Source organism: Aquabacterium sp. A7-Y, from assembly GCF_026153205.1.
In the GTDB taxonomy this organism is placed as follows: domain Bacteria; phylum Pseudomonadota; class Gammaproteobacteria; order Burkholderiales; family Burkholderiaceae_C; genus Caldimonas.
The window spans coordinates 57,439-78,349 of sequence record NZ_JAPFBW010000011.1 but is presented as its reverse complement, the minus strand read 5'-3'; the positions used below and the strand labels follow the sequence as shown (position 1 = coordinate 78,349).

Genomic DNA, 20,911 nt, shown 5'->3' with positions numbered 1-20,911 from the left:
ACAGCTCACTCAAGCTGCGGGTGGGCTGTCGCGGTCATCTCCGATCTCGCGTGACAGCTCGGCCAGGAAACTCCGCATGAAAGCGGTGCGTTTCCTCGCCTCGGTACGTCCGGCCTGGGTGTTGAATCCTTGCTCGAGGAGGAGCAGCTTGGTGAAGAAGTGATCGAGTGTGTAGTGCTTGTCGTCCAGCGGGCGGCCGGTTGCGAACGGATCTTCCGGGTTGTAATACGTCGCCCCCATCAAAGTCCCGCATGTCGCGGCGCGGAAGATCCCTATCGCGCCGAGAGCATCCAGCCGGTCGGCATCTTGCAGCAGCGCCGACGCTTCGGTGCTGGGAGCCATCTTCAAGGAATAGCTGTGCTCTTCGATGGCGGTGCGAATCAGCTTCGTCTCGTTGTCGGTGTATCCGCATTCCGCGAGAAGCTCCACGGCCATCGCAGCGGATCGTCGGCTCGCCTCGCGTCTGTCCTCGTGGTGTTTCGGGAGGTTGACCAGGTCGTGCAGCAAGGCCGCGGCCACCACGATGTCGAGTTGTGCCGGTGATCCATCGCACAGGCGAATGGCATTCCGGACCACACGCTGTACATGCGACCAATCATGGCTGGGGTCTTTGTCGGAGATGCGTTCCCGGACCAGCGCCTCCAGTTGTCGGGTGCGCGCATCCAGGCGACTCCTTGCAGAAGTGAGGGAAGGATCGGACATCGATGGCGTATTTCCGTAGCGACAATCTGCCAGCGATTTTTCCAGAGATCCGATCTCTTTGTCAGTAGAGAACCCAGGTCCGGGTGGCGTGCACCTGGTCGGTCCTCTCACAGATCGAAAGTAAACATGAGATTTCTCATGGATGCACAGTCAATGTGCGACCCGCTGAGCTCGTGCTTCCTGGCCGCTTCCACCACGTCCGATGCCCCGTGTCGAACGAGATATTGAACATCTGCTCTTCGTGCTGTGGACAGGGTTGCACGCAACTGCCCGAAGGGCTGGGTCGCTGCGCAGGGACTTGTCGCTGACAATTCTTTCACAGCGGCTGCGCCCGCCCTGGTAATGCCTCGCGTCCTTCGACGCGTGCGGCACCAGAGCTTCATCCGGCCTTTGCCAAAGGCGCCGTGATGCGTGGGGAGTGGTTCGTCAATCCGCGCCGCTGCAGGTACTTGCGATCTGCAGCGGATCTCAAACGCATTCTTGACGAGACAGGAGCGCCGGCTCGCCGGTCTTCGATCCTTCGCCCATCTGACGCATCATCGACATGGACTTCAAATTTTTTCTTGCCCTTTGTCTTTGCGTTGCATTGCCAGCGTTGCTGGGGGGTTGGGTGCAGAAGTACAAGTTGTTCCCGGCGGTCTTTGTCCAGTTGTTGACCGGCATGATGCTCAGCCACAGCGGGGCGGTGGAAAGCTTGAAGTCGCATGGCATGGACCTGACGCAAGGCCCGCTCGCCAACGCTTTGAACGGCTTGGGCGTGCTGGGGGTATCGCTGCTGATCGCGGTGCTGGCATCGGAAGCGTCGCCTTCCAGGGGCCGGGACGGCTGGCGTTTTGTGCCGATCAGCCTGGCGGGGTTTGCCGTGACCTTCTGCTGCGGTGCGGCGCTTGGCGTGAATCTGGCGGAGCGCTGGCCCGAGTTGATGGGCAGCCGTCAAAGCGTGTCGGGTTTCGCCATCGGCGTCGGGGTGGCGACGGCGGTCACTGCCTTGCCGGTGCTGATGTCGATCCTGCGTGACCTGGGCATGGTGCATACGCCCGTGGGCCGCCTGGCCGCGAACTGCGCCTGCCTGGATGATCTGTGGCTCTGGCTGGGGCTGTCCGCGGCGCTGACGCTGTCCACATCGATGGCTTCGCTGCCGCGTACGGGTGCCCTGCTGGCAGTCTATCTGCTGGTGATGACGCAGCTTGCACCGCGCGTGCTCAAACGCTTGCTGCAGCCGCGAAAAGACGGCTCGACCATCGACCCTTTGATTGTCTGCCTGGGCTTCATCTTCCTGTCCGCGGCGGCGACCGACGCCATCGGCCTGCATGCCATCTTCGGTGCTTATGTCGGCGGTGCCGTGCTGCCCAGGCAGGCCATGACCGGCTGGAAAGAGCCGGTCGAGAAAGTCAGCCGTCAGGTGCTGCTGCCGCTGTTTTTCGTAATGACCGGCATGGCGCTGCGCCTCGACTTCAGTGACCCGTTGTTCTGGCAACTCACTTTGGCCGTCGTCGCTGTCGGGGTGGGCGTGAAGCTGACCGTGGTCGCCGGGACGGGGCGACTGGTGGGGCTGTCGTGGCATGAGTCGGTGACCTTGGGCGCGCTGACTCAGTGCAAAGGGATGATGGAACTGGTGGCGATCAATATCTTGCTGAGTGTGGGACTGATCGGGCGGCCGATGTTCTCGGCACTGGCAATGATGGCGGTGGTCAGTACCTTTGCCACGGCGCCGATGCTGAAGCTGCTGGCGATGCGACGGCGGAACGCGGCTGCGGAGGTGGTGCCCCAGTGAGCGAGTCGGCTGCCGAGCGCAGATCTTCAGCAGCATCGAGTGACGCCTTTGACCTTGGATATCGTGGGGGATCGGCCTATTCCGGGGCGCGGAACAAAGCTATAAGAAGTGCCCCTTGTCTGTATGTCCTGTCGGATTTTCCGTGGCCTCTGTGTTTCGTTGGTCGTACACGTTGCACACGGGCTCTCGTCCGAGTTTTCGGTTTTTCGATTGAATAGGCGCCACCATGAATCGCAGAAAAGAACTTAAGCAGCAGTACAAAGAGACCCCGAGAGCCATGGGGGTGTGTCGGGTGTTCAACCGGGGCAGCGGCTTGTCGCTGGTTGAAAGTGGCCGTGACGTGCATGCCATTCTCAATCGGCACTTGGCTGAATTGAAGTTGGGCACGCATCGTGTCAAACAACTGCAAAATGACTGGAATACTCTGGGTGCCGACATGTTCTCGTTTGAAATCGTCGAGCTGTTGAAGCCTCTGGACAAGCCGGACTACGATCCCGGCGACGATCTGGATGAGTTGCTGGCGCTGACGCTGCAGAGGGAGGAATATGCGCCGGAGAAGCTCTACAAAAAACCATAGTCTCTGAAATTTCAGTGGGAAGGCGATGACTGCCGGAGGGCAGTCAGGCGGTAGCTTTGCCCAAAAAATTGCATCGCTGTGGCGCGTTTTGTTCGTAAATCAATCGTAGCGGAGGAATGGTTGGATACTGATGTCTTGATTGTCGGTGGTGGTCTGGCCGGGTTGTCCTTGGCGCGTCAGCTGCACATGGAAATGCCCAATGCCTCAATCACAATCATCGAACGTGGAAAACGCCCGGCACCTGAGGCGGCCTACAAGGTGGGTGAATCCAGCGTGGAAGTCGGGGCCCATTATTTCGGCGAACGACTGAAACTGAAGGATCACATCGAGTCCTGTCAGCTTCCGAAACTCGGCCTGCGGTTTTTCTTTCCCCAGGGGGACAACTCCGACGTGACCCGGCGGCTCGAGATCGGGCCGAGCAGCTATCCGACGGTACCCAGCTATCAATTGGATCGAGGGCGCTTCGAGAATCATCTGCATGAGTTGAACGTCGCCGACGGCATCGTCATTCATGACCGCTCGCGTGTGCAGGTGGTGGAGCTGCGGCCGGGCGGGCGCCACGAAGTGAAGTTCGTGCAGGGGGACGAGGTCAAGACCATCAGCTGCCGCTGGTTGGTGGACGCGGCCGGCCGCAGCAAGATCCTGAAGCGCAAACTGAAGCTGGAAAAAGACTGCAATCTGAAAAACGCGGCGGTGTGGTTTCGCCTCGGAGCGGAGGTCGATATTTCAGACCTGAGCGACGATCCTCAATGGTTGCAACGCACCGGACCGTCGCGACGCTTCAGCACCAACCACTTCATGGGACCCGGCTATTGGCTCTGGTTCATTCCGCTGGCATCCGGATCGACCAGCGTCGGTCTGGTCTTCGACAACAAGATGCACGACGTGAAGGAAGTGAATTCCTTTGACAAGACGATGGATTGGCTGCATCGGCACGAGCCGCAATGCGCCCAGCTGATCGAGCAGTATCGCGACCGCGTGCAGGACTTTCTTTGCTACCAGGATTACGCCTACAGTTGCGAGCAGGTCTATTCCGAAGACCGGTGGTGCATCACGGGCGAAGCCGGGGTGTTCATCGACCCGTTCTATTCGCCGGGCAGTGATTTCATCGCTTACAGCAACGATTTCGTCACCGATCTGATCGTCAAGGATCTGCGTGGCGAAGACGTGACCGAACTGGCGCGCGCCTATAACCGGGTCTACCTGAAGCTCTCCGAAGTGGTCTTCATGATCTATGAAGGCCTGTATCCGAAATTCGGAAACGGCTTCGTCATGACGCAGAAGATACTGTGGGACAGCGTGGTCTATCTGGGGGTGACTTGCCTGCTGTATTTTCATCGCAAGTTGCACGATCTGGATTTCCTGGCGCGCATCGATCCCGAGCTGGCGCGCTACAACGACCTGCTTCGCTCGGTGGCCGACCATTTCAAGCGGCAGCCCATCAACCATGACGCGCCACTGGACGGCGAATACGTGGATTTGTCGAAGACTTTTCTGTTCGGCAGAAACCTGAACAAGGAGCTGCTGCAGGAATATGCCGACGACGAAGCGCTGATCGCCAAGCTGCGCGACAACATCGGGCTGCTGGAGAAACTCTCCAAGAGCATCTTCAACAACGTCGATATTGCGAGGACGTTTCAGCCCGCGCTCACTGCCGAGCCGGCCTGAGAGGTTCGCAGTGCCGCGGGGGAGTCACTGACGTGCAGAAAAGGGTGGGACATGTCGCCGTTCGAACGTAATCTGGAAATTCGCAAGGCGGTCCTTGGCGTGATGCGTCACGGGGGCTACTACGAGCGCATCATGGACAGCGGGCCGGAACTGGACCGGGTCAAGGAGTTCCTGCGGCGCATGGAGCAGCCGACCCATGGGCCGCGCCAGTCCAAGCAGCATCCGACTTTCCTGCCGATCTTCCCGGGGCTGGACAACCGGCCGATGCGCAGCCCGCAAGGTGATCCGGTGGCGGAGTACCTGCGTGCGGCCACGCCAAGGATTCACGCGGAAGCCCTGCGCCTGAGAAGCCGCACCTTGTCGTTCACGGGGGGCGTCGTCACCAATGGCGCCTGGCTGATCTACCCGCTGTGGTACATGGGCGTGAACCTGCCCTTCATGACCGTGCACTGTCCCGAACTGCGGCGCATCGCGGCGGAGATCCCGGGCTGTGGCATGGCGCATCCGTTTTCGGAAGCGCTGCTGTCCTGGCAGGAGCCCCATACCCACCTCGGCGCACATTGCAGCGTCGACTCGCTGCGGCTGCGCTATAGCGTGGGCGTCATCATCGATTCGGAGTGCTGGCTGCGCGTCGGCGACATCAAGAAGCAATGGCAGGTGGGCGAGTCCATCGTGTTCGAGGATTGTTTCGAGCACGAGGCTTGGAACGGCGACGCAAGCCGGCTGGTGTTCATCATCGATACCTGGCATCCGGACCTCACACCGCTGGAGCGCGAGGCCTTGCAGTGCGGCTTTCGCAAGCGCGAGGTGCGGGAGATTCTGTACGAGTTCCGCATGTCCGAGCCGATGCGGCCGTTTCTGCGGCAGCGTTTCATGGAAGAGGACCGCGAGCCTGCCTTGCAACGCTACTGGAATCCGCAGGCTGCCATCCCGGTCCCCCGGGTCGAGGACTGGGGGACCTGGAACACGGTGCCTGTTTTCTCTTGACGGCGGCGCGCCGCTTGTCCCCGATGCCGTCCCCTTGATGGGGGGCCGGCAGGGCTTTCGCCTTGTCCTGTTGTCTGGCTGTCGTCAATGAGCACTATCCACTTCAATCAATGGTTCCATGCGCTGCTCGACCGGCCGGCCTCCGCGGCGCCGACGGCCCAGTTGTTCTGCTTTCCCTATGCAGGCGCCGGGCCATCGTCCTACCACGCGTTCTGCAAGGCCTTGCCGGCGCACATCCTGCCGTTCGTGGCACGGCTGCCGGGACGTGAAACGACCCGGCATCTGCCCGCGCTGACCGATCTCCACGACATCGTCACCCAGCTGGCGCGGGCGATACGCCCGGCACTGGACCGGCAGCCGGTGTTTTTCTGGGGGCACAGCATGGGTGCCCTGGTGGCTTTCGAGGTGGCCCGGCTGCTGGGGCCGCAACTCGGTCCGCGCCGGCTGATCGTCTCGGGCCACAAGGCGCCGCAGATGCCCTTGCGGCCGCGGCCGGTGCCGGTGACGGAGATGAACGATGCGCAGTTCATCGACCTGCTGCAAAGCTATGGCGGCATGCCGCAGGCGGTGCTGGACAACCCGGAGGTGCTGCAACTGCTGTTGCCGCAGCTGAAGGCCGACTTCATGGCGCTGGATCGGTACCGCTATGTGCCGGGCGAGCGGCTCGAGTGCGGCATCTTGTGTGTCAACGGCGAGTCGGATCGTCTGGTTGCGGAGCCCCAGGCGCTGGCCTGGCGCGAGCAGACCCGCGGCGGCTTTGGCTGCAAGTGGCTGCCGGGGGCGCACTTTTTCATCAACGAAAGCCGCCCGGCCCTGGTGCGCATCATCGACGAAACGATTGCCGAAGAACTGGTCCGGCTGGAAGCCGACCTGCCGGAGGGCCATTGAGCATGCTGGAAGTCGTCAACACCTATCTGCATGGCTTCGTGGCGGTGCCGGTGCTTGCGGTGTGCCGCGAGCTGGGCTTTTTCAAGGCCCTGGAGCGCGGGCCCGTCAGCGTGTCTCGGATGATCGACGCACTCCCGGCGCATCCCGGCTATTGCCGTCTGGTGTTCCGTGCCCTGCATGCGCTGGGCTGCGTCGAATCCTCGGACCGCGAGACCTATGTCCTGAGCGACCGCTTCCGGCACGGCTGGCGGTGGCCCGACGGCATCGAGGAACTCTACCGGATCGACTTTGCGGCCTACCTTTTCGAGGCGGCACAGGCCGAGCGGGTCGAACCCTGGTTGTCGGCCTCGGCGCGGGGCTGGGACAGCGCGGATGTCGAGTTCGCGATGCTGCTGGATGGGGCCCTCATGGTGCCCTTGTGGCTGGAGTTGGCCCGCAGAGGCATGGGCCAGGGGCCGCAGCCGGATCGCCAGGACCTGTCGTGCGAGCTGCATCCGGATGTGCAGCCGCCGTTGCGCCGCTACCTGGCGGCCAAGGACCTGATCGAGCCGGGCGGGCCGCTGCGGCTGAATCAGCGCGGTCGCTATCTGTGCGAACGGGCGCTTACCATGGCCGTGACCGCATCGTACAAACCTTTGCTTTTGAGTCTGCGCGAGTTGCTGTGCGGTGACCCGGCCCGTGTGCTGGGTCGCGACGCCGACGGCCACGAGACCTATGTGGACCGCACGCTCAATGTGATCGGCAGCGGGTTCCAGCATGGCAAGTACTTTCAGGACCTGGTCGAGCTGGTGGTGGAGATGTTCGATCGCCAGCCGGTGGAGGAGCAGCCGAAGTACATCATCGACATGGGGTGCGGCGACGGCGCCTTGTTGAAGACAGCCTATACCGCGATTGTCGAGCGCAGCCAACGCGGTCGTCGACTCGAGCAACACCCGCTGCTGCTGGTCGGGGTGGACTTCAACGAGAAGTCGCTGCAGGCGGCAGCGCGCACCCTGGCGGGCACGCCGCACCTGCTGCTGCACGGCGACATCGCTCAGCCGCAGGCCCTGCTGGATGATCTGAAGGCGCATGGCGTGAGCGATGTCGACGCGATGCTGCACATCCGCTCCTTCCTGGACCATGACCGGCCGATCGACCTGAAGCCGGGTGCCGAGGACACCCCGCCGCGCGACGACCATGTGTATGTGAATGGCGCGGGGGCCTGGATCGACTCGTCGGCCATGACGCGCGATCTGCGCGATCACCTGGCGCGCTGGTCGGGGATTCTGGGCCGGCATGGGCTGATCCTGCTGGAGGTGTTTGCCCTGCCGGTCGGCCTGACCCGCGAGTACTTCAGCCAGACCGAGAGTTTCAGCTTCGATTTCTATCACGCGCTGTCGAAGCAGGCCCTGGTCGACGCCGGCACCTTCCATCAGGCCCTGGCGAGCGCCGGCCTGTACCCGGACCGCGAGTCGCTGCTGCGTTATCCCAGGACCACGCCGTTCTCGCGCATCGTGCTGCAGCATGTGCGGCCCAGGCCGTTTGTGGTGCGGCGCCTGCGGCTGGACGACCTCCCGGATCTGCTGGCCATCGACCGCGCCTGCTGGCCGCAGCCGCTGCGCTTGTCGGCCGCTGAAATCGAGCGCCGCCATCGCACCTTCGCTGACGGCCAGTTCGTGCTGGAGTATCAGCAGCGGGTCGTCGGCGTGCTGTACACGCAGCGCATCGACGACCTCGACCGGGTGTTGGCGATGCGGCATGCCGACTACCCCGACGCGCATGTTGATTCGGGTCGGTACTGGCAGCTGCTGGGCATCAGCACCCATCCCGAGGTCCAGTCACTGGCCCTGGGCGACCAGCTGCTGGAGCATGTGCTGGACCTCGCCGCGCTCACCGCCGGGGTGGAAGCGGTGCTCGGCATCACGCGCTGCCTGGCGTTTCGGCAACAGTCCGAGCCGATGGCCGACTACATCCACCGCCGCGATGCCTCGGGGCTGCCGCTTGATCCGCTGCTGCGTTTTCATCACAGCCACGGCGCGGCGATCGACCGGGTGGTGCCCGGCGCACGGCCGGAGGATGTGGACAACGACGGCGCCGGGGTGCTGATCCGCTATGACCTCACCACACGCCTGCGTGGCCCGCGGGCCGGGCAGGGCAGGGCCCAGGAGGCCGGCGGCCTCGTCGGTGTGCTGGACACCGTGGCGCAGTCGATCCGCCGCCTGATGAAAAAGCCGGAGGCTTTTGCGGCCGACCGGCCGCTCAAGGAACTCGGCCTGGACTCGATGGGCTTGATGGAGCTGCGCCTGCTGTTGCAGCAGGCCTTCGGCATCGAGTTCGAACCCGCGTTTTTCTTCACCTACACCCACGCCAAGGCGATCGCCGGTTTCATTGCCGGACAGGGGCAGGCGTCCAGCGTGACCGCCGATGTGCCGCTGCCGGGGCCGGTCGAGGCGCATCGGCCGGCGCGAGAGGCCGGCCAGGCGGCGAGCGATGTCGCGATCATCGGCATGGCGCTGCGCTTTCCGGGCGGCATCGAGACGCCAGAGGCGTTCTGGCAACTGCTGCTGGACCAGGGATGTGTGATCACGCCGCGCCCCGCGGAGCGCTGGCGTGAATACCGGTCCGAGCTGGAGGCGCTGCCGGCCCAGTGGCAGCACATCCACCAAGGCGGCTTTCTCAAGGACATCGAGCAGTTCGACGCGGCCTTTTTCCATATCACGCCGACCGAGGCCGAGGCGCTGGATCCGCAGCAGCGCCTGTTGCTGGAACTGGTCTGGGAAGCCCTGGAGCACGCGGGCATCGATGCGCATCGGCTGGCCGGACGCCCGGTGGGCACCTTTCTCGGCGCCTATACCCACGACCATGAGGCCTTGACGCTGCGCCAGCGCGCGCTGCTCGATGTGGACGCCTATTTCGGCACCGGCAATGCCTTGTCGGCGGCGGCCGGCCGGCTGGCCTATTTCTTCGACTTCCGCGGCCCGGCGGTGAGCATTGACACCGCCTGCTCGTCATCGAGCAGCGCCGTGGTGGCGGCATGCCAGAGCCTGGCCGACGGCGGCAGCGAGCTGGCCGTCGCCGCGTCGGTCAACATGATGATCGGGCCGACGCTGAGCCTGGCCTTCGCCAAGGCCGGCATGCTCTCGCCCGACGGGCTGTGCAAGACCTTCGACAGCAGCGCCAATGGGTATGTGCGCAGCGAGGGCGGCGCGGTGCTTCTGCTCAAGCGGCTGGAGGACGCCTTGCGCGACGGTGATCCCGTGCATGCCGTGATCAAGTCGGCCGCGCTGATGCAGGACGGGCGCACCAACGGATTGACGGCGCCCAACGGGCAGGCGCAGGTCGATGTCATCCGGCGCGCACTGCGGCTGTCGCAGCGCAGCCCGGCCGAGGTGAGTTATGTCGAGGCGCATGGCACCGGCACCTACCTGGGCGATCCGGTGGAAATGCAGGCGCTGCGCAGCGCGTATTGCGATGGCGTGGCGCGGTCGCAGCCCTTGTGTGTGGGGTCGGTGAAAACCAACCTCGGCCACACCGAAGCGGTCTCGGGCATGGCCGGCCTCATCAAGGTGGTGCTGGCGATGCGCCATGGATGGATTCCGGCGCATCTGCATGTCAGGCAGGCCAATGAGATGCTGAAGCTGGAGCAGGGCGGCGTCGAGATCGCGCTGCAGGGGCGCCCCTGGCAGGTGCCGCCGGATCGCCCGCGGCTGGCGGGTGTCAGCTCGTTCGGCTTCAGCGGCAGCAACACGCACATCGTGCTCGAGGAGTTCACGGCGCCGCCTGCGGCTGCGGTGGCCGGCCCCGGCCTGTGGCCGGCGGTGGTGTCCGCCAAATCACGGACAGCGCTACGCAAGAACATCGCGGCCTTGTCCCGGTATGTCGAGGCGCAGGGCGAGCGGCTCGATCTGGCGGCCCTGTCCCACACCTTGACGCACGGCCGTGCCCAGCATGCACACCGGGTGGCGTTTGCGTTCGGATCGCACGATGAGTTGCGCCTGCAGCTGAACCAGGCCGATACCGAGCGGCCGGCCGGGCAGGGGCTGCGTTTCGCCTTCATGTTCACCGGCCAGGGCGCGCAGTACCCCGGCATGGCGCGCCGCCTGGCGCAGACGAGCCGCCGCTTCCGCGCCCACCTCGAGCACTGCGCCGAGCTGGTGCGGCGCCACGCCGGTTTCGAGCTCTTCGATGTGATGTGGGGCGCTGCCGATCCGGGCCGCATCCACCAGACGCGCTACACCCAGGTGGCCTTGTTCTGCGTCGAGTACGCCTTGGCGGAGCTGCTGCGCGAGGCCGGCATCCGCGCCGAGGCGGTGTTGGGCCACAGCGTGGGGGAGTTCGCGGCGGCTTGTTTTGCCGGGGTCATGAGCCTGGAGTCCACCATCCGGCTCCTGTGCCGTCGCGGTGAGCTGATGCACGAGCGGACCCGGGCGGGCAGCATGGTGGCGCTGCTGGCGCCGCTGGACCAGGTCGAGCCGCTGCTGCGCGGCTTCGACCAGGTCGCCGTTGCGGCCATGAACGGGCCGCTCAACCAGGTCATTGCCGGCGATCCGCAACAGGTGGGCGAGATCGTGCGCCGCGCCGAGCAACTGGGCATGCCGGCATTCCCGCTGCCGGTGGAGCGAGCTTTTCATTCGCCGCTGATGGCGCCCATCCTGGCGCCGTTCCAGCAGTTGGCGGAGGAGCAGGAGTACGCCGCGCCGGGCGTGACGCTGTTGTCCAATGTCACCGGCGCGGTCTGGACCGGTCCCCTGACCGGCCAGTACTGGAGCGAGCACGTCCGGCTGCCGGTGCGTTTCGACGCGTCGGTGCGCAGCCTGCTCGCCAGCGGGGTCGATGTCGTGGTCGAGATCGGTCCCAAGCCGGTCCTGACGCGCATGGCGATGGCGGTGGCGCCGAACACACCCGTGCGCTGGTTGCCCAGCCTGCTGGACGCCGAGCAGCACGGTCTGGCCGTGCTCTTCACGCAAGCCAGCCAGGCGGGGCTGGACGTCGATTGGAGCTGCTATCCGCACGAGTCGGCCGCGGTGCTGACCGACCTGCCGCGCTACCAGTTCGAGCGCCAACCCTACTGGATCACCTCGGCGAGCTCCCCGCCGGAGCGGTCGGTGGCACCGCCGGCCGAGGCCTCGGCCCCCTCATCCCGGGCGCTGGCGACTTTCCAGCAGCGGGTCGAGCCAGGGCGAGACGGCGCCTTGTGGGCCCATGTCATCGGCTCGGACAGCGTCTTTCCGGCCAGCGGCCAGGTGGCGCTGCTGGTCGAGGCCGGCCTGCGCTGGCTGAAGCGGCCGGCAGGGCTGGTGCTGACCGGGCTCAGGCTGGAGCGGATGCTGCGGTTGGAGCCCCGGCAGGCCTATCAGCTGGAACTGGAGGTCGAGGAACCCAGGCCGTCGGTGTTGAGCCTGCGCTTGCGCGGCCGGCCGGAGGCGGGCGGCGCCTGGGCCGACTGTGCACACGCTGCGGCCGAGGCGCTCGGCGACAGCCCGGGAGCGGCGGACCGGCCTGCGGACGGTGAGGTCGTCCTGCAAGGCGAGGACTTCTATGCGCGGCTGGCGGCGCTCGGCTATGTCTACCAGGCGCCGTTCAAGGGCATGCGCCGGATACGCCGCACGGGCGACACCTTCGTGGCGGAGGTGAGTGATGCCCAGGGGGCCCCGCAGGCCGGTTATGCGGCCACGCCCTGGAGCCTGGACAGCTGTTTCCAGACGGCGCTGGCCGCCTCGCTGGATGCGCTGTCCACCGATGCCGAGCGTTTGCTCTTGCCGGTGGCCGTGGCCCGGCTGGCATGGCATGCGCCGCTCGGCGCCGAGGTGCGGGTGTCGTGCCGCTGCCGGCCGACACCGTCCGGCATCGAGGCCGACCTGCGTATCGTGGATGAGCACGGCAGGCTCTGTGTCGAGGTCGAAAGCCTGGCATTTGCCTGGGTGAAACGCCGCGGGCTGGAGCTGGCTTCGGCCGCAGCCGCGGTGCCGGCGGTGCAAGCGCTGGCGTGGCGGCCGCATGTCGGGCCGGTCGCGCTGGCGGAGGCCGACGAGCCCGCGTGGCTGATCCTGTGCGATGAACGTGGACAGGGCGCGGCGTTGGCCGAGGTGATCGCCGGCACCGGCGCCCGGGTGCAGCGTATCGCGCTGGCCGACCTGCCGGCCGGCGCTGCCGCCGAGGCGGCCCTGATGGACCGGCTGGCCGCGCAGGCGACCAGCCGCCCGGGGCGCTGGGGCCTGGTCCATGCGTGGCCGCTCGATCTGCAGGCGCAGGCCGCCGAGACAGCACGTCGGCAGGCCCTGGACCTGGCCGTGATGCGTTTCGCCGCGACGCGGCCGGAGGGGCTGAGCCGCGTGATCGTGTTGACTGCCGCCGCGCAGCCGGTGCAGGCTTCGGATGTCCTGGCGGAGGCCGACGCGGCCGCTCTGTGGGGCCTTGCCGCGAGCCTGCGGGCCGAGACACCGGCACTGGCCGTGACGCTGGTCGATGTGGCGACGGTGCCCGCGGGCGCGGCCGCGCGGAGGCAGGCGGAGCAGATCCTGCGGACACCGGCGGCCGCTTTTTACGCCGGCCACACCGGATGGCCGGACGACTTCGCCTTGCGCGACGGACACTGGCATGTGCGGGCGCTGACGCCGGCCGCGCGCTCGGCCCCGCTGTCCATCCGCGGCGCGGGCAGCTATGTGATCTCCGGTGGCCTGGGCGGCCTCGGCCGGCAGGTGGCCGAGTTTCTGCATGGCCAGGGCGCGGGCCGCGTGCTGCTGCTGGGCCGGCAGACGCCGGCGGTGGGGCCGGACTGGGTGCAGGCGCTGAATCGGCAACGCGACTGCGTCCGGGTGGCGGCTTGCGATGTGACGGATCGCGACCAGGTGGCCACGGTCGTGGCCGCGGCGCTGGCGGGCTGGCCGGTGCGCGGCATCGTGCACGCGGCCGGCGTCGTCGACGATGCCTTGTTGGACCGCCTCGACCTGCAGCGCCTGCAGGCGGTGTGCGCCCCCAAGCTGGACGGGGCGCGCCACCTGCTGGCCAGCGTGCCCGCGCAAGGGCTCGATTTCGTCTGGCTGTTCTCGTCGGTGCTCGGCCTGTTTGGCGGCGCGGGGCAGGCCAACTACGCGGCGGCGAACGCGGCACTCGACGCCTACGCGCATGGTTTACGCCGGCGCGGCGTGCGCGCCCTGTCGATCAACTGGGGGCCGTGGTCTGACACCGGCATGACCGCGCGGCTCTCGCAGCCCGAGCTCGCCTTTGCCAGGTTCCATGCCCAGGGGCTGGAGCCGCAGCACAGTGCGGCGCTGTTCGCCGCCTTGCTGGCCGTCGATGAAGCGCAGTGCTGCGTGGTCCGCTGGCGTCCCGACCTGATGCGCCAGGCGGTGCGCCTGCCGCAGCTGCTGCGGCCGCTGCTGGCCGTTCCGGCCGAGGCGCCCGTGCCCTCGGAGCGGAGTTTGTCCGCCTTGCTTGAAGGGGCGCTCGGCGAGGAGCGACGGCAGCGCATGCGCCGCTTCGTGGCCAGCGAGATCGCCCGCATCACCGGGCTTCCGCCCGAGGCGATCGATGTGTCGTCGCCCTTGAGCAGCCTGGGCATGGATTCATTGATGAGCGTCGAGCTGCGCGACAGCTTGTCGGCCGCGGTCGGCCAGCCGCTGTCGGCCACCCTGGTGTTCGATCACCCGACGCTGGATGCCTTGGCGATGCATGTGCTGGCGCTGACCGAGCCGGAGTCCGACGGCGGCGGGAGTGCGGCCGGAGAACCGCCGCCCGAAACCATCGATACCGAGCTGGCGGAAATCGAGAGCCTCGGGGACGAGGACCTGGAAGCGCTGCTGGGAGAGGAATTCATCCGTGAATGAGCTGTCCACAACCGCCGACTGGCAGAGCGACTACCTGAGCCGCCTGTCCAAGCTGTCGAAAAACCAGTTGATGGCGCTGGCCCTGAAGCTCAAGCAGCAGCAGCGCGAGGCCACCGGGACGACCCCTGTGCCGGCGGACGAGCCGATCGCCATCATCGGGGTGGGGTGCCGGTTTCCCGGGGGAGTGGCCAACACGGCCGATTACTGGGACTTGCTGCGCCACGCGCGCAGCGGCATCGCCGACATGCAGCACGAGCGCTGGAACATGAGCGCGTGGTTCGATCCCGACCCGGAAACCGGCGGCAAGATCCACACCCGCTCGCTGGGCCTGCTGGACCAGGTCGATCGTTTCGATGCCGACTTTTTCGCCATTTCGCCGCGCGAGGCGGAGTCGATGGATCCGCAGCAGCGGCTCTTGCTCGAGGTGGCCTGGGAGGCCATCGAGCGCAGCGGCCACGCTTGTGCCGAGTTGAATGGCCGTGCGGTGGGCGTGTTCGTCGGCATGATGAACAAGGACTACCTGCACCTGAACGCGCCCGACATCATCGGCCCGGACGCCAGGCACTCGCCTTATTACGCGTCAGGCGAGGCCTTCAGCATCGCCGCGGGGCGGCTGGCCTATGTCCTCGGGGTGCACGGCCCCTGCCTGACCTTGGACACGGCGTGTTCGTCCTCGCTGGTCAGCGTGCACCTGGCCTGCCAGAGCCTGCTGAAGGGCGAGTGCGAGCTGGCTCTCGCCGGCGGCAGCTCGCTGATCCTGTCGCCCGAGGCCTCGATCGTCAGCTCGAACGCGCGCATGTTGTCGCCGACGGGGCAGTGCTGGACCTTCGATGAACGGGCCGATGGCTATGTGCGCGGGGAGGGCTGTGCGCTGGTGGTGCTCAAGCGGCTGTCGCAGGCGCTGGCCGACGGGGACCCGATCCTGGCCGCCATTGCCGCGACCGCCGTCAACCATGACGGCCGCAGCCAGGGCCTGACCGCGCCCAGCACCGCGGCGCAGATCGCGCTGATGCGCGATGCGCTGGGGCGCGCCGGCATCGATGCGACGCAGGTGGCTTATATCGAAGCCCACGGCACCGGGACGCCGCTGGGCGACCCGATCGAGATGAATTCGATCCAGACGGTCTACGGGGAGGGCCGCAGCCCCGACGCCCCCTTGCGGGTCGGCTCGGTGAAGGCGCTGATCGGCCATACCGAAGCCAGCGCCGGGATCTCGGGGCTGATCAAGCTGGCCTTGTGCCTGTCCCACAACCGTGTCGTTCCGCAGCGCAACTTCTCGCGCCTCAACCCGCACATCACCCTGCGCGAGGGGGTGCAGATCGCGGTGGCCGAGCAGGCCTGGGGCGAGCCCGGCGAGACTCGCTATGGCGCGGTGAATTCCTTCGGCTTCAGCGGCACCAATGCGCATGCCATCTTGCGCAGCGTCGCACCGGCCACGCCGCCGGTGACGAGCTGGCGCGGTCCGCGGCTGGTGACCCTGTCGGCCACCAGCGAGGCGGCCTTGCACGACTTGCTGATGCGTTATCGCGAGCATCTGGCGCAGCAGGCGGTCGACCTCGAGGCGCTGGCCTACACCACCCAGGTCGGTCGCAACCACTTCAAGCGGCGTGTGGCGCTGCCGGCCGAGAGCTTGGGCGGTCTGCAGGCGGCGCTGGACGCCGCGCTGGCCCAACGCGCGACGGCGGCCGCCGACAAGCCGGCCGGCCCGGTGACGCTGGTGCTCGGATCGCTGGGCCGCGAGGCCGCGGCGCTGGGCGAGTGGCTGGCGCGTTCCAGTTCGGTGTTTGCCGGACACCTCGAGCGGCTGGCCGCCACGCCGGCCGACACGCATGAGGCGCAGTCCTTCCGCGTGGCGCATGCGATCTGCCAGACCTTGCTGAGCGCCGGTGTGAAGCCGGCCGCGCTGGCCGGGACGGACACCCTCGGCAAACTGGTCGCGGCCAGCGTGGCGGGCCTGCTCAGCCCGGAACAGGCCTTGGTCTATCTGGCGGCCGGCCCCGGGCGCGACGCCCTGGCCGCCGGCTGGACCCCCTTGCCGCCCCGGCTGGCGCTGGTCGATGCCGACAGCGGCGTCAGCCGCATCGACACCTTCCGCCATGCCGCAACGCGGGCGGCCTGGCTGCTGGAGCCGGCGCCGCTTCGGGTGCTGGAGGGGGGCGAGCTCCGCCACGGGCTGCGTGTGCAGATCGGCACAGCCGCAGCGATCGAGGGCGACGACGCCGGCCGCCTGCGCTGGTTCGCAGGCCCCCTGGTGCCGTCCTGGGATGCCGCGCTGGCCGCTCTCTATGAGGCCGGGATCGAGGTGGACTGGCCGGCGCTCTACGGCAGCGTGCGCCCGCAGCGGCTGGTGTTGCCGACCTACGCCTTCCAGCGCCGGCGCCATTGGCCGCAGAACGCGAAAGTCGCGCTGCTGCAGGCGACCGAGGACGACACCCGGGTCCACTATGAGCTGCACTGGCAGGCGCAGGCCGTGGACCCCTCGCAAGCGCTGCCGGCCGGGCGGCGCCGGGTGATCCTGACGGAAGCCGGGGCCCTGCCGGAGGGCCTCACGACGCCGGGCGTGCAGTGGCGGCGCCTGCCCGAGGGCTGGCGGCAGGCGGGTGTCATCGAGGATCTGTTGGCCACCCTGTTCCTGGAGGCCCCGGCACAGGCGCTGGACCTGCTGGTCTGGCTGGCGCCGCCGCCCTGGCTGGGACAGGACTGGCTGGCCGATGCCCGACTGCAGGACGCCATGGCAGCCCGCGCCGACACCACGGCGCACACCCTGCTGCGTGTCAGCCAGGCCTTGCTGCAGGCCGGCCACACCGGCGAGCTGCGGCTGGGTTTCATCACCGAGGGCGTCGAAAGCGTCGCTGATGACACCCCGCTGGTGAATGTCGCGGACAGCCTGGTCAGCGGTTTCGTGCAGACGCTGGGCATGGAGCAGCCGCAGTGGCGGCCTTGGAGCATCGATCTGGACCCGGACAGCAGCGCCTCGGACAAGATGCAGCAGATCGTGCTGGCGCTGCGAGCCGGCGATCACGAGAACCACGTGGCGTTCCGGCAGGGGCGTCGCCATGTCCGGCGGCTGACCGAGGCCCCGCCGTCCGGCGAGGCCGCGGCCGTCCTGAGGGGCGATCGCAGCTACCTCGTGAGTGGCGGCCTGGGCGGCATCGGCCTGGCGGTCGCCCGCTGGCTGACGCATCGCGGGGCCGGCCAGGTGCTGCTGCTGTCGCGCCGGGGGCCGCAGGACGCGGCCGTCGCCGCAACGCTCGCCCGCTTGCGCGGCGAAGGTGTACAGGCCACGCTGGTGCAGGCGGATGTGGCGGACGATGCGGCCCTGCGTGCCGGCGTGGCCGCCGCGGCCCGCCTGCCGCTGGCGGGGATTTTTCATGCGGCCGGTGTGCTCGACGATGCACCGCTGCAGAACCTCAGCGCGGCGCACTTTCAGCGTGTGATGCACGCCAAGGTGTCGGGCTCGCTGAACCTGCATCGCCTGGCGCAGGCGGCCGGGGTCGAGCAGTTCGTGCTGTTCTCTTCGATCGCCCATCTGGTCGGATCGGCGGGTCAGGCCAACTACGCCGCTGCGAATGGCTTTGCCGCCGCGCTGGGGCGTGCCCGCAACGCCCGGGGCCTGTCGGCGACCGTGCTTCACTGGGGACCCTGGGCCGACGTGGGCATGGCCAGCACACAGCGTGTCCAGCACAAGATCGCACGCTCGGGCCTGGTGCTGCTGGAGGCGCCGACCGCCATCGCGACGATGGAGCAGGCGCTGGCGCGTGGCCGCTGCGAGGCGGTGATCGCCCGCTTTGACTGGCGCCGCATCGCCGATTACCTGGCCGAGCGGGTGCCGCAGCCGCTGCTCGAGCAGCAGCTGCGCGGGGCTTCCTCTGCCGCAACCCGGGAGGGCGGCGCCCCCCAGGTCGGCCCCTCCGACCTGGTGCAAGAGCTGCAGCGTCAGACTGAGGCGGCCGCCCTCAGGCAGCTGAGTGTGTTTGTCGAAACGACGGTGCGCCAGGTGCTGGCGATCGATCCGGCCGACCCGCTCGACCCGAACCGGGCGCTGCAGGAACTGGGCATGGATTCATTGCTGTCGGTCGAGCTGCGCAATCGTTTTGCCGCGCAGCTGCAGCTGCGGCTGCCGGTGTCGCTGATGTTCGATGCCCCCAGCATCGCGGCGGTGTCGCGCCTGCTGCTGGCCGAGCTGCGCCGGCACGGCGCAGCGCCCGGGTCGCAAGCGCCGGCAGCGGAGGCGGCGCCACGGCCTGCGGCTGCGACGCCAGCGGCCGGCGACGACGCTATCGCCATCATCGGCATGAGCTGCCGCATGCCGGGCGGCGCCGATGGCATCGACGCCTTCTGGGAGCGGCTGGCCGGCGGCTTCGACCTGGTGCAGTCCTTCGACGGATCGCGCTGGGAGGTGCCGCGCTTTTATGCGCCGGGCAGCACCGAGGACGGCAAGATGTACGCCAACGAGGGCGGCCAGCTGAGCGATGTGCACGGCTTCGACAACCGCTTTTTCGGCATCGGCGACCGTGAAGCGGAGTACATGGATCCGCAGCAGCGCATCGCGCTCGAAGTGGCCTGGGAGACCATCGAGTCGGCCGCCTACACGCCGCAGGCCCTGGCGGCGAGCGCCGGCATTTTCATCGGACCGGGGCCCTCGGACTTCGCCGACCTGTCGCAGCGCCACGCCAAGGCGCTCACCGGCCTGATGGGGCCCGGGCACCACGTCAGCGCGATCCCGGGGCGCATCGCCTACCTGCTGAACTGGCAGGGCCCCTGCATGGCGGTCGACACCGCCTGTTCGTCGTCGCTGGTGGCGGTGCACGTGGCGGCGCAACACCTGCGCCAGGGCGAGTGCCGGGTGGCGCTGGCGGGCGGCGTGAACGTGATTCTTTCGCCGGCCAACAACATCGTCCTGTCCAAGGCCGGCATGTTGTCGCCCAGCGGGCGCTGCCGCAGCTTCGACGCCAGCGCGGACGGGTATGTGCGCTCCGACGGCTGCGCCATGGTGCTGCTCAAGCGCCTGGCCGACGCCGTGGCCGACGGTGATGTCATCTGGGGGGTCATCAAGGGCGGCGCGGTCAACCACAACGGCCAGGGGCAGGGCATCACCGCGCCGAGCAGCCGCCAGCAGGCGGCCCTGATCGAAACGGCGCTGGCGCGCTCCGGCATCCCTCCTTCCCAGGTGTCTTATGTGGAGGCGCACGGCACCGGCACACAGCTGGGCGATCCGATCGAGATGGCGGCCCTGAAGCAGACCTATGGCGCCCATCACGATGCCGCCAACCCTCTGTATGTCGGGGCCGTCAAAAGCAACATCGGGCACACCGAAAGTGCCGCCGGCGTGGCCGGCCTGGTCAAGGTGCTGCTGATGATGAAACATCGCACCATCCCGCCCACGCTGCACCTGACGGCGCTGAATCCGCATCTGGAGATCGATGCACAGGCGATCCGCATCCCCACCGCACCGCAGCCGCTGACCCCCGCCGGCGACGGCGCCCTGGTGTGTGCCGTCAGCTCGTTCGGCTTCAGCGGCACCAATGCCCACCTCATCGTGGCAGCGCACGACACCGCGCCGGCACGGCCGGCGACCCGGTTGGAAGGCGGCGGCATCTTCGCCCTGTCGGCACGCAGCCGAGCGGCGCTGGCGGCCTTGTGTGAACGCCATATCGAGCATCTGCAGCGCCTGCCGGCCGGGGCGGACGACGCGCTTCGGCTGAGCGAGATCTGCTATTCGACCCTGGTCGGGCGCTGCCGCTTCGAGCACACCCAGTGCCTGTATCCGAGCGACCGCGACGACCTGCTGGCGCAGCTGGCCGGCCTGCGCGAAACGCTGCGCAGCGGACGGGCGGTGTTGCCGGCGGCGATCGACCAGGTCGGCTTCTGTTTTGCCCCCGGCCCGACGCTGCCGTCGGTGTCAGGGGCGCCATGGCGTGGGCAGCACCGCTTCAGCACGGCGCTGCAGGAGGTGCAGACAGCAGCGCGCCGGCACGCTGACGCGGCGCAGGAGCGCGGGCGTGAGCTGGCCTGGTTCGGCATCCACTACGCCACGGCACGCTGCCTGGACGAGCTCGGGGTGCAGCCGGAGCGCATCTTCCACCAGGACGGCCTGTGGCTGGTGGCGGCCGTGCTGTGGGCGGGCCTGCCCTTGCAGGAGGCCCTCGACCAGTGGCTGCGCGGCGCTCCGGCGGCCCCGTCACAGCTGGGGCGGATTCCGCTCGAGCCGGCCACGGCTCCAGCCGGTCTGCTGTGCCTGCGCGATACGCAGGGGGGCTCGAGCACGTGGCTGGATGCGTCGGTCGGTCTGGATGAGGCCGCTTGGCAACAGGCCCTCGGGGCGCTGTGGGCCGGCGGGCGCACGCTCGACTGGTCGGTGTATTTCGAACGCGACGGCTTCAGGCGGCAGGTGCTGCCGACCTATGCCTTCGAACACCGCGATTGCTCGCGGCCGCAGGGACTGGTCAAGGGCGAACGCTCGGTGAGTGGGCTCGTCGAGAGCCTGTCGACGTGATGAGCCGACGCGGC

At 67.7% G+C, this 20,911-nt stretch carries 8 protein-coding genes; 7 read left to right on the top strand and 1 reads right to left on the bottom strand.

Going from position 1 to position 20,911, the window contains the following annotated elements; translation table 11 throughout:
- Window positions 1–9 precede the first annotated feature (9 nt).
- A complete protein-coding gene (locus OOT46_RS11860) occupies window positions 10–702 on the bottom strand; it encodes an HD domain-containing protein (protein ID WP_265403813.1) in 693 nt (230 codons plus the stop codon).
- A 544-nt stretch (window positions 703–1,246) separates the two neighbouring features.
- Between OOT46_RS11860 and OOT46_RS11855 the strand changes: the two genes are divergently transcribed.
- From OOT46_RS11855 to OOT46_RS11825, 7 genes are all read left to right on the top strand, one after another.
- The gene (locus OOT46_RS11855) at window positions 1,247–2,476 is read left to right on the top strand and encodes a cation:proton antiporter (protein ID WP_265403812.1); all 1,230 of its coding nucleotides are present in this window, start codon (window positions 1,247–1,249) and stop codon (window positions 2,474–2,476) included.
- Window positions 2,477–2,702: 226 nt separating this feature from the next.
- Window positions 2,703–3,053, top strand: a complete 351-nt coding sequence (locus OOT46_RS11850; RefSeq protein WP_265403811.1) for a GIY-YIG nuclease family protein — start codon at window positions 2,703–2,705, stop codon at window positions 3,051–3,053.
- Window positions 3,054–3,173: 120 nt separating this feature from the next.
- On the top strand, window positions 3,174–4,721 hold the full coding sequence (locus OOT46_RS11845; RefSeq protein ID WP_265403810.1) for an NAD(P)/FAD-dependent oxidoreductase: 1,548 nt from the start codon (window positions 3,174–3,176) through the stop codon (window positions 4,719–4,721).
- Window positions 4,722–4,772: 51 nt separating this feature from the next.
- Window positions 4,773–5,708 (top strand): aspartyl/asparaginyl beta-hydroxylase domain-containing protein, encoded by a 936-nt coding sequence (locus OOT46_RS11840; protein WP_265403809.1) that lies wholly within the window; start codon window positions 4,773–4,775, stop codon window positions 5,706–5,708.
- A gap of 87 nt (window positions 5,709–5,795) precedes the next feature.
- Window positions 5,796–6,596, top strand: a complete 801-nt coding sequence (locus OOT46_RS11835) for a thioesterase II family protein (RefSeq protein ID WP_265403808.1) — start codon at window positions 5,796–5,798, stop codon at window positions 6,594–6,596.
- Window positions 6,597–6,598: 2 nt separating this feature from the next.
- Window positions 6,599–14,401 carry a type I polyketide synthase gene (locus tag OOT46_RS11830; protein WP_265403929.1) on the top strand — a complete coding sequence of 2,601 codons (7,803 nt, stop codon included), beginning with the start codon at window positions 6,599–6,601 and terminating at the stop codon, window positions 14,399–14,401.
- On the top strand, window positions 14,394–20,897 hold the full coding sequence (locus tag OOT46_RS11825; RefSeq protein WP_265403807.1) for an SDR family NAD(P)-dependent oxidoreductase: 6,504 nt from the start codon (window positions 14,394–14,396) through the stop codon (window positions 20,895–20,897). Before OOT46_RS11830 ends, OOT46_RS11825 begins: the two co-directional genes overlap by 8 nt.
- The last annotated feature ends 14 nt before the right edge of the window (window positions 20,898–20,911 follow it).

Coding starts and splice junctions, on each gene's coding strand:
- OOT46_RS11860 (WP_265403813.1), bottom strand. CDS start 702: ATGTCCGATCCTTCCCTCACTTCTGCAAGGAGTCGCCTGGATGCGCGC.
- OOT46_RS11855 (WP_265403812.1), top strand. CDS start 1,247: ATGGACTTCAAATTTTTTCTTGCCCTTTGTCTTTGCGTTGCATTGCCA.
- OOT46_RS11850 (WP_265403811.1), top strand. CDS start 2,703: ATGAATCGCAGAAAAGAACTTAAGCAGCAGTACAAAGAGACCCCGAGA.
- OOT46_RS11840 (WP_265403809.1), top strand. CDS start 4,773: ATGTCGCCGTTCGAACGTAATCTGGAAATTCGCAAGGCGGTCCTTGGC.
- OOT46_RS11835 (WP_265403808.1), top strand. CDS start 5,796: ATGAGCACTATCCACTTCAATCAATGGTTCCATGCGCTGCTCGACCGG.
- OOT46_RS11830 (WP_265403929.1), top strand. CDS start 6,599: ATGCTGGAAGTCGTCAACACCTATCTGCATGGCTTCGTGGCGGTGCCG.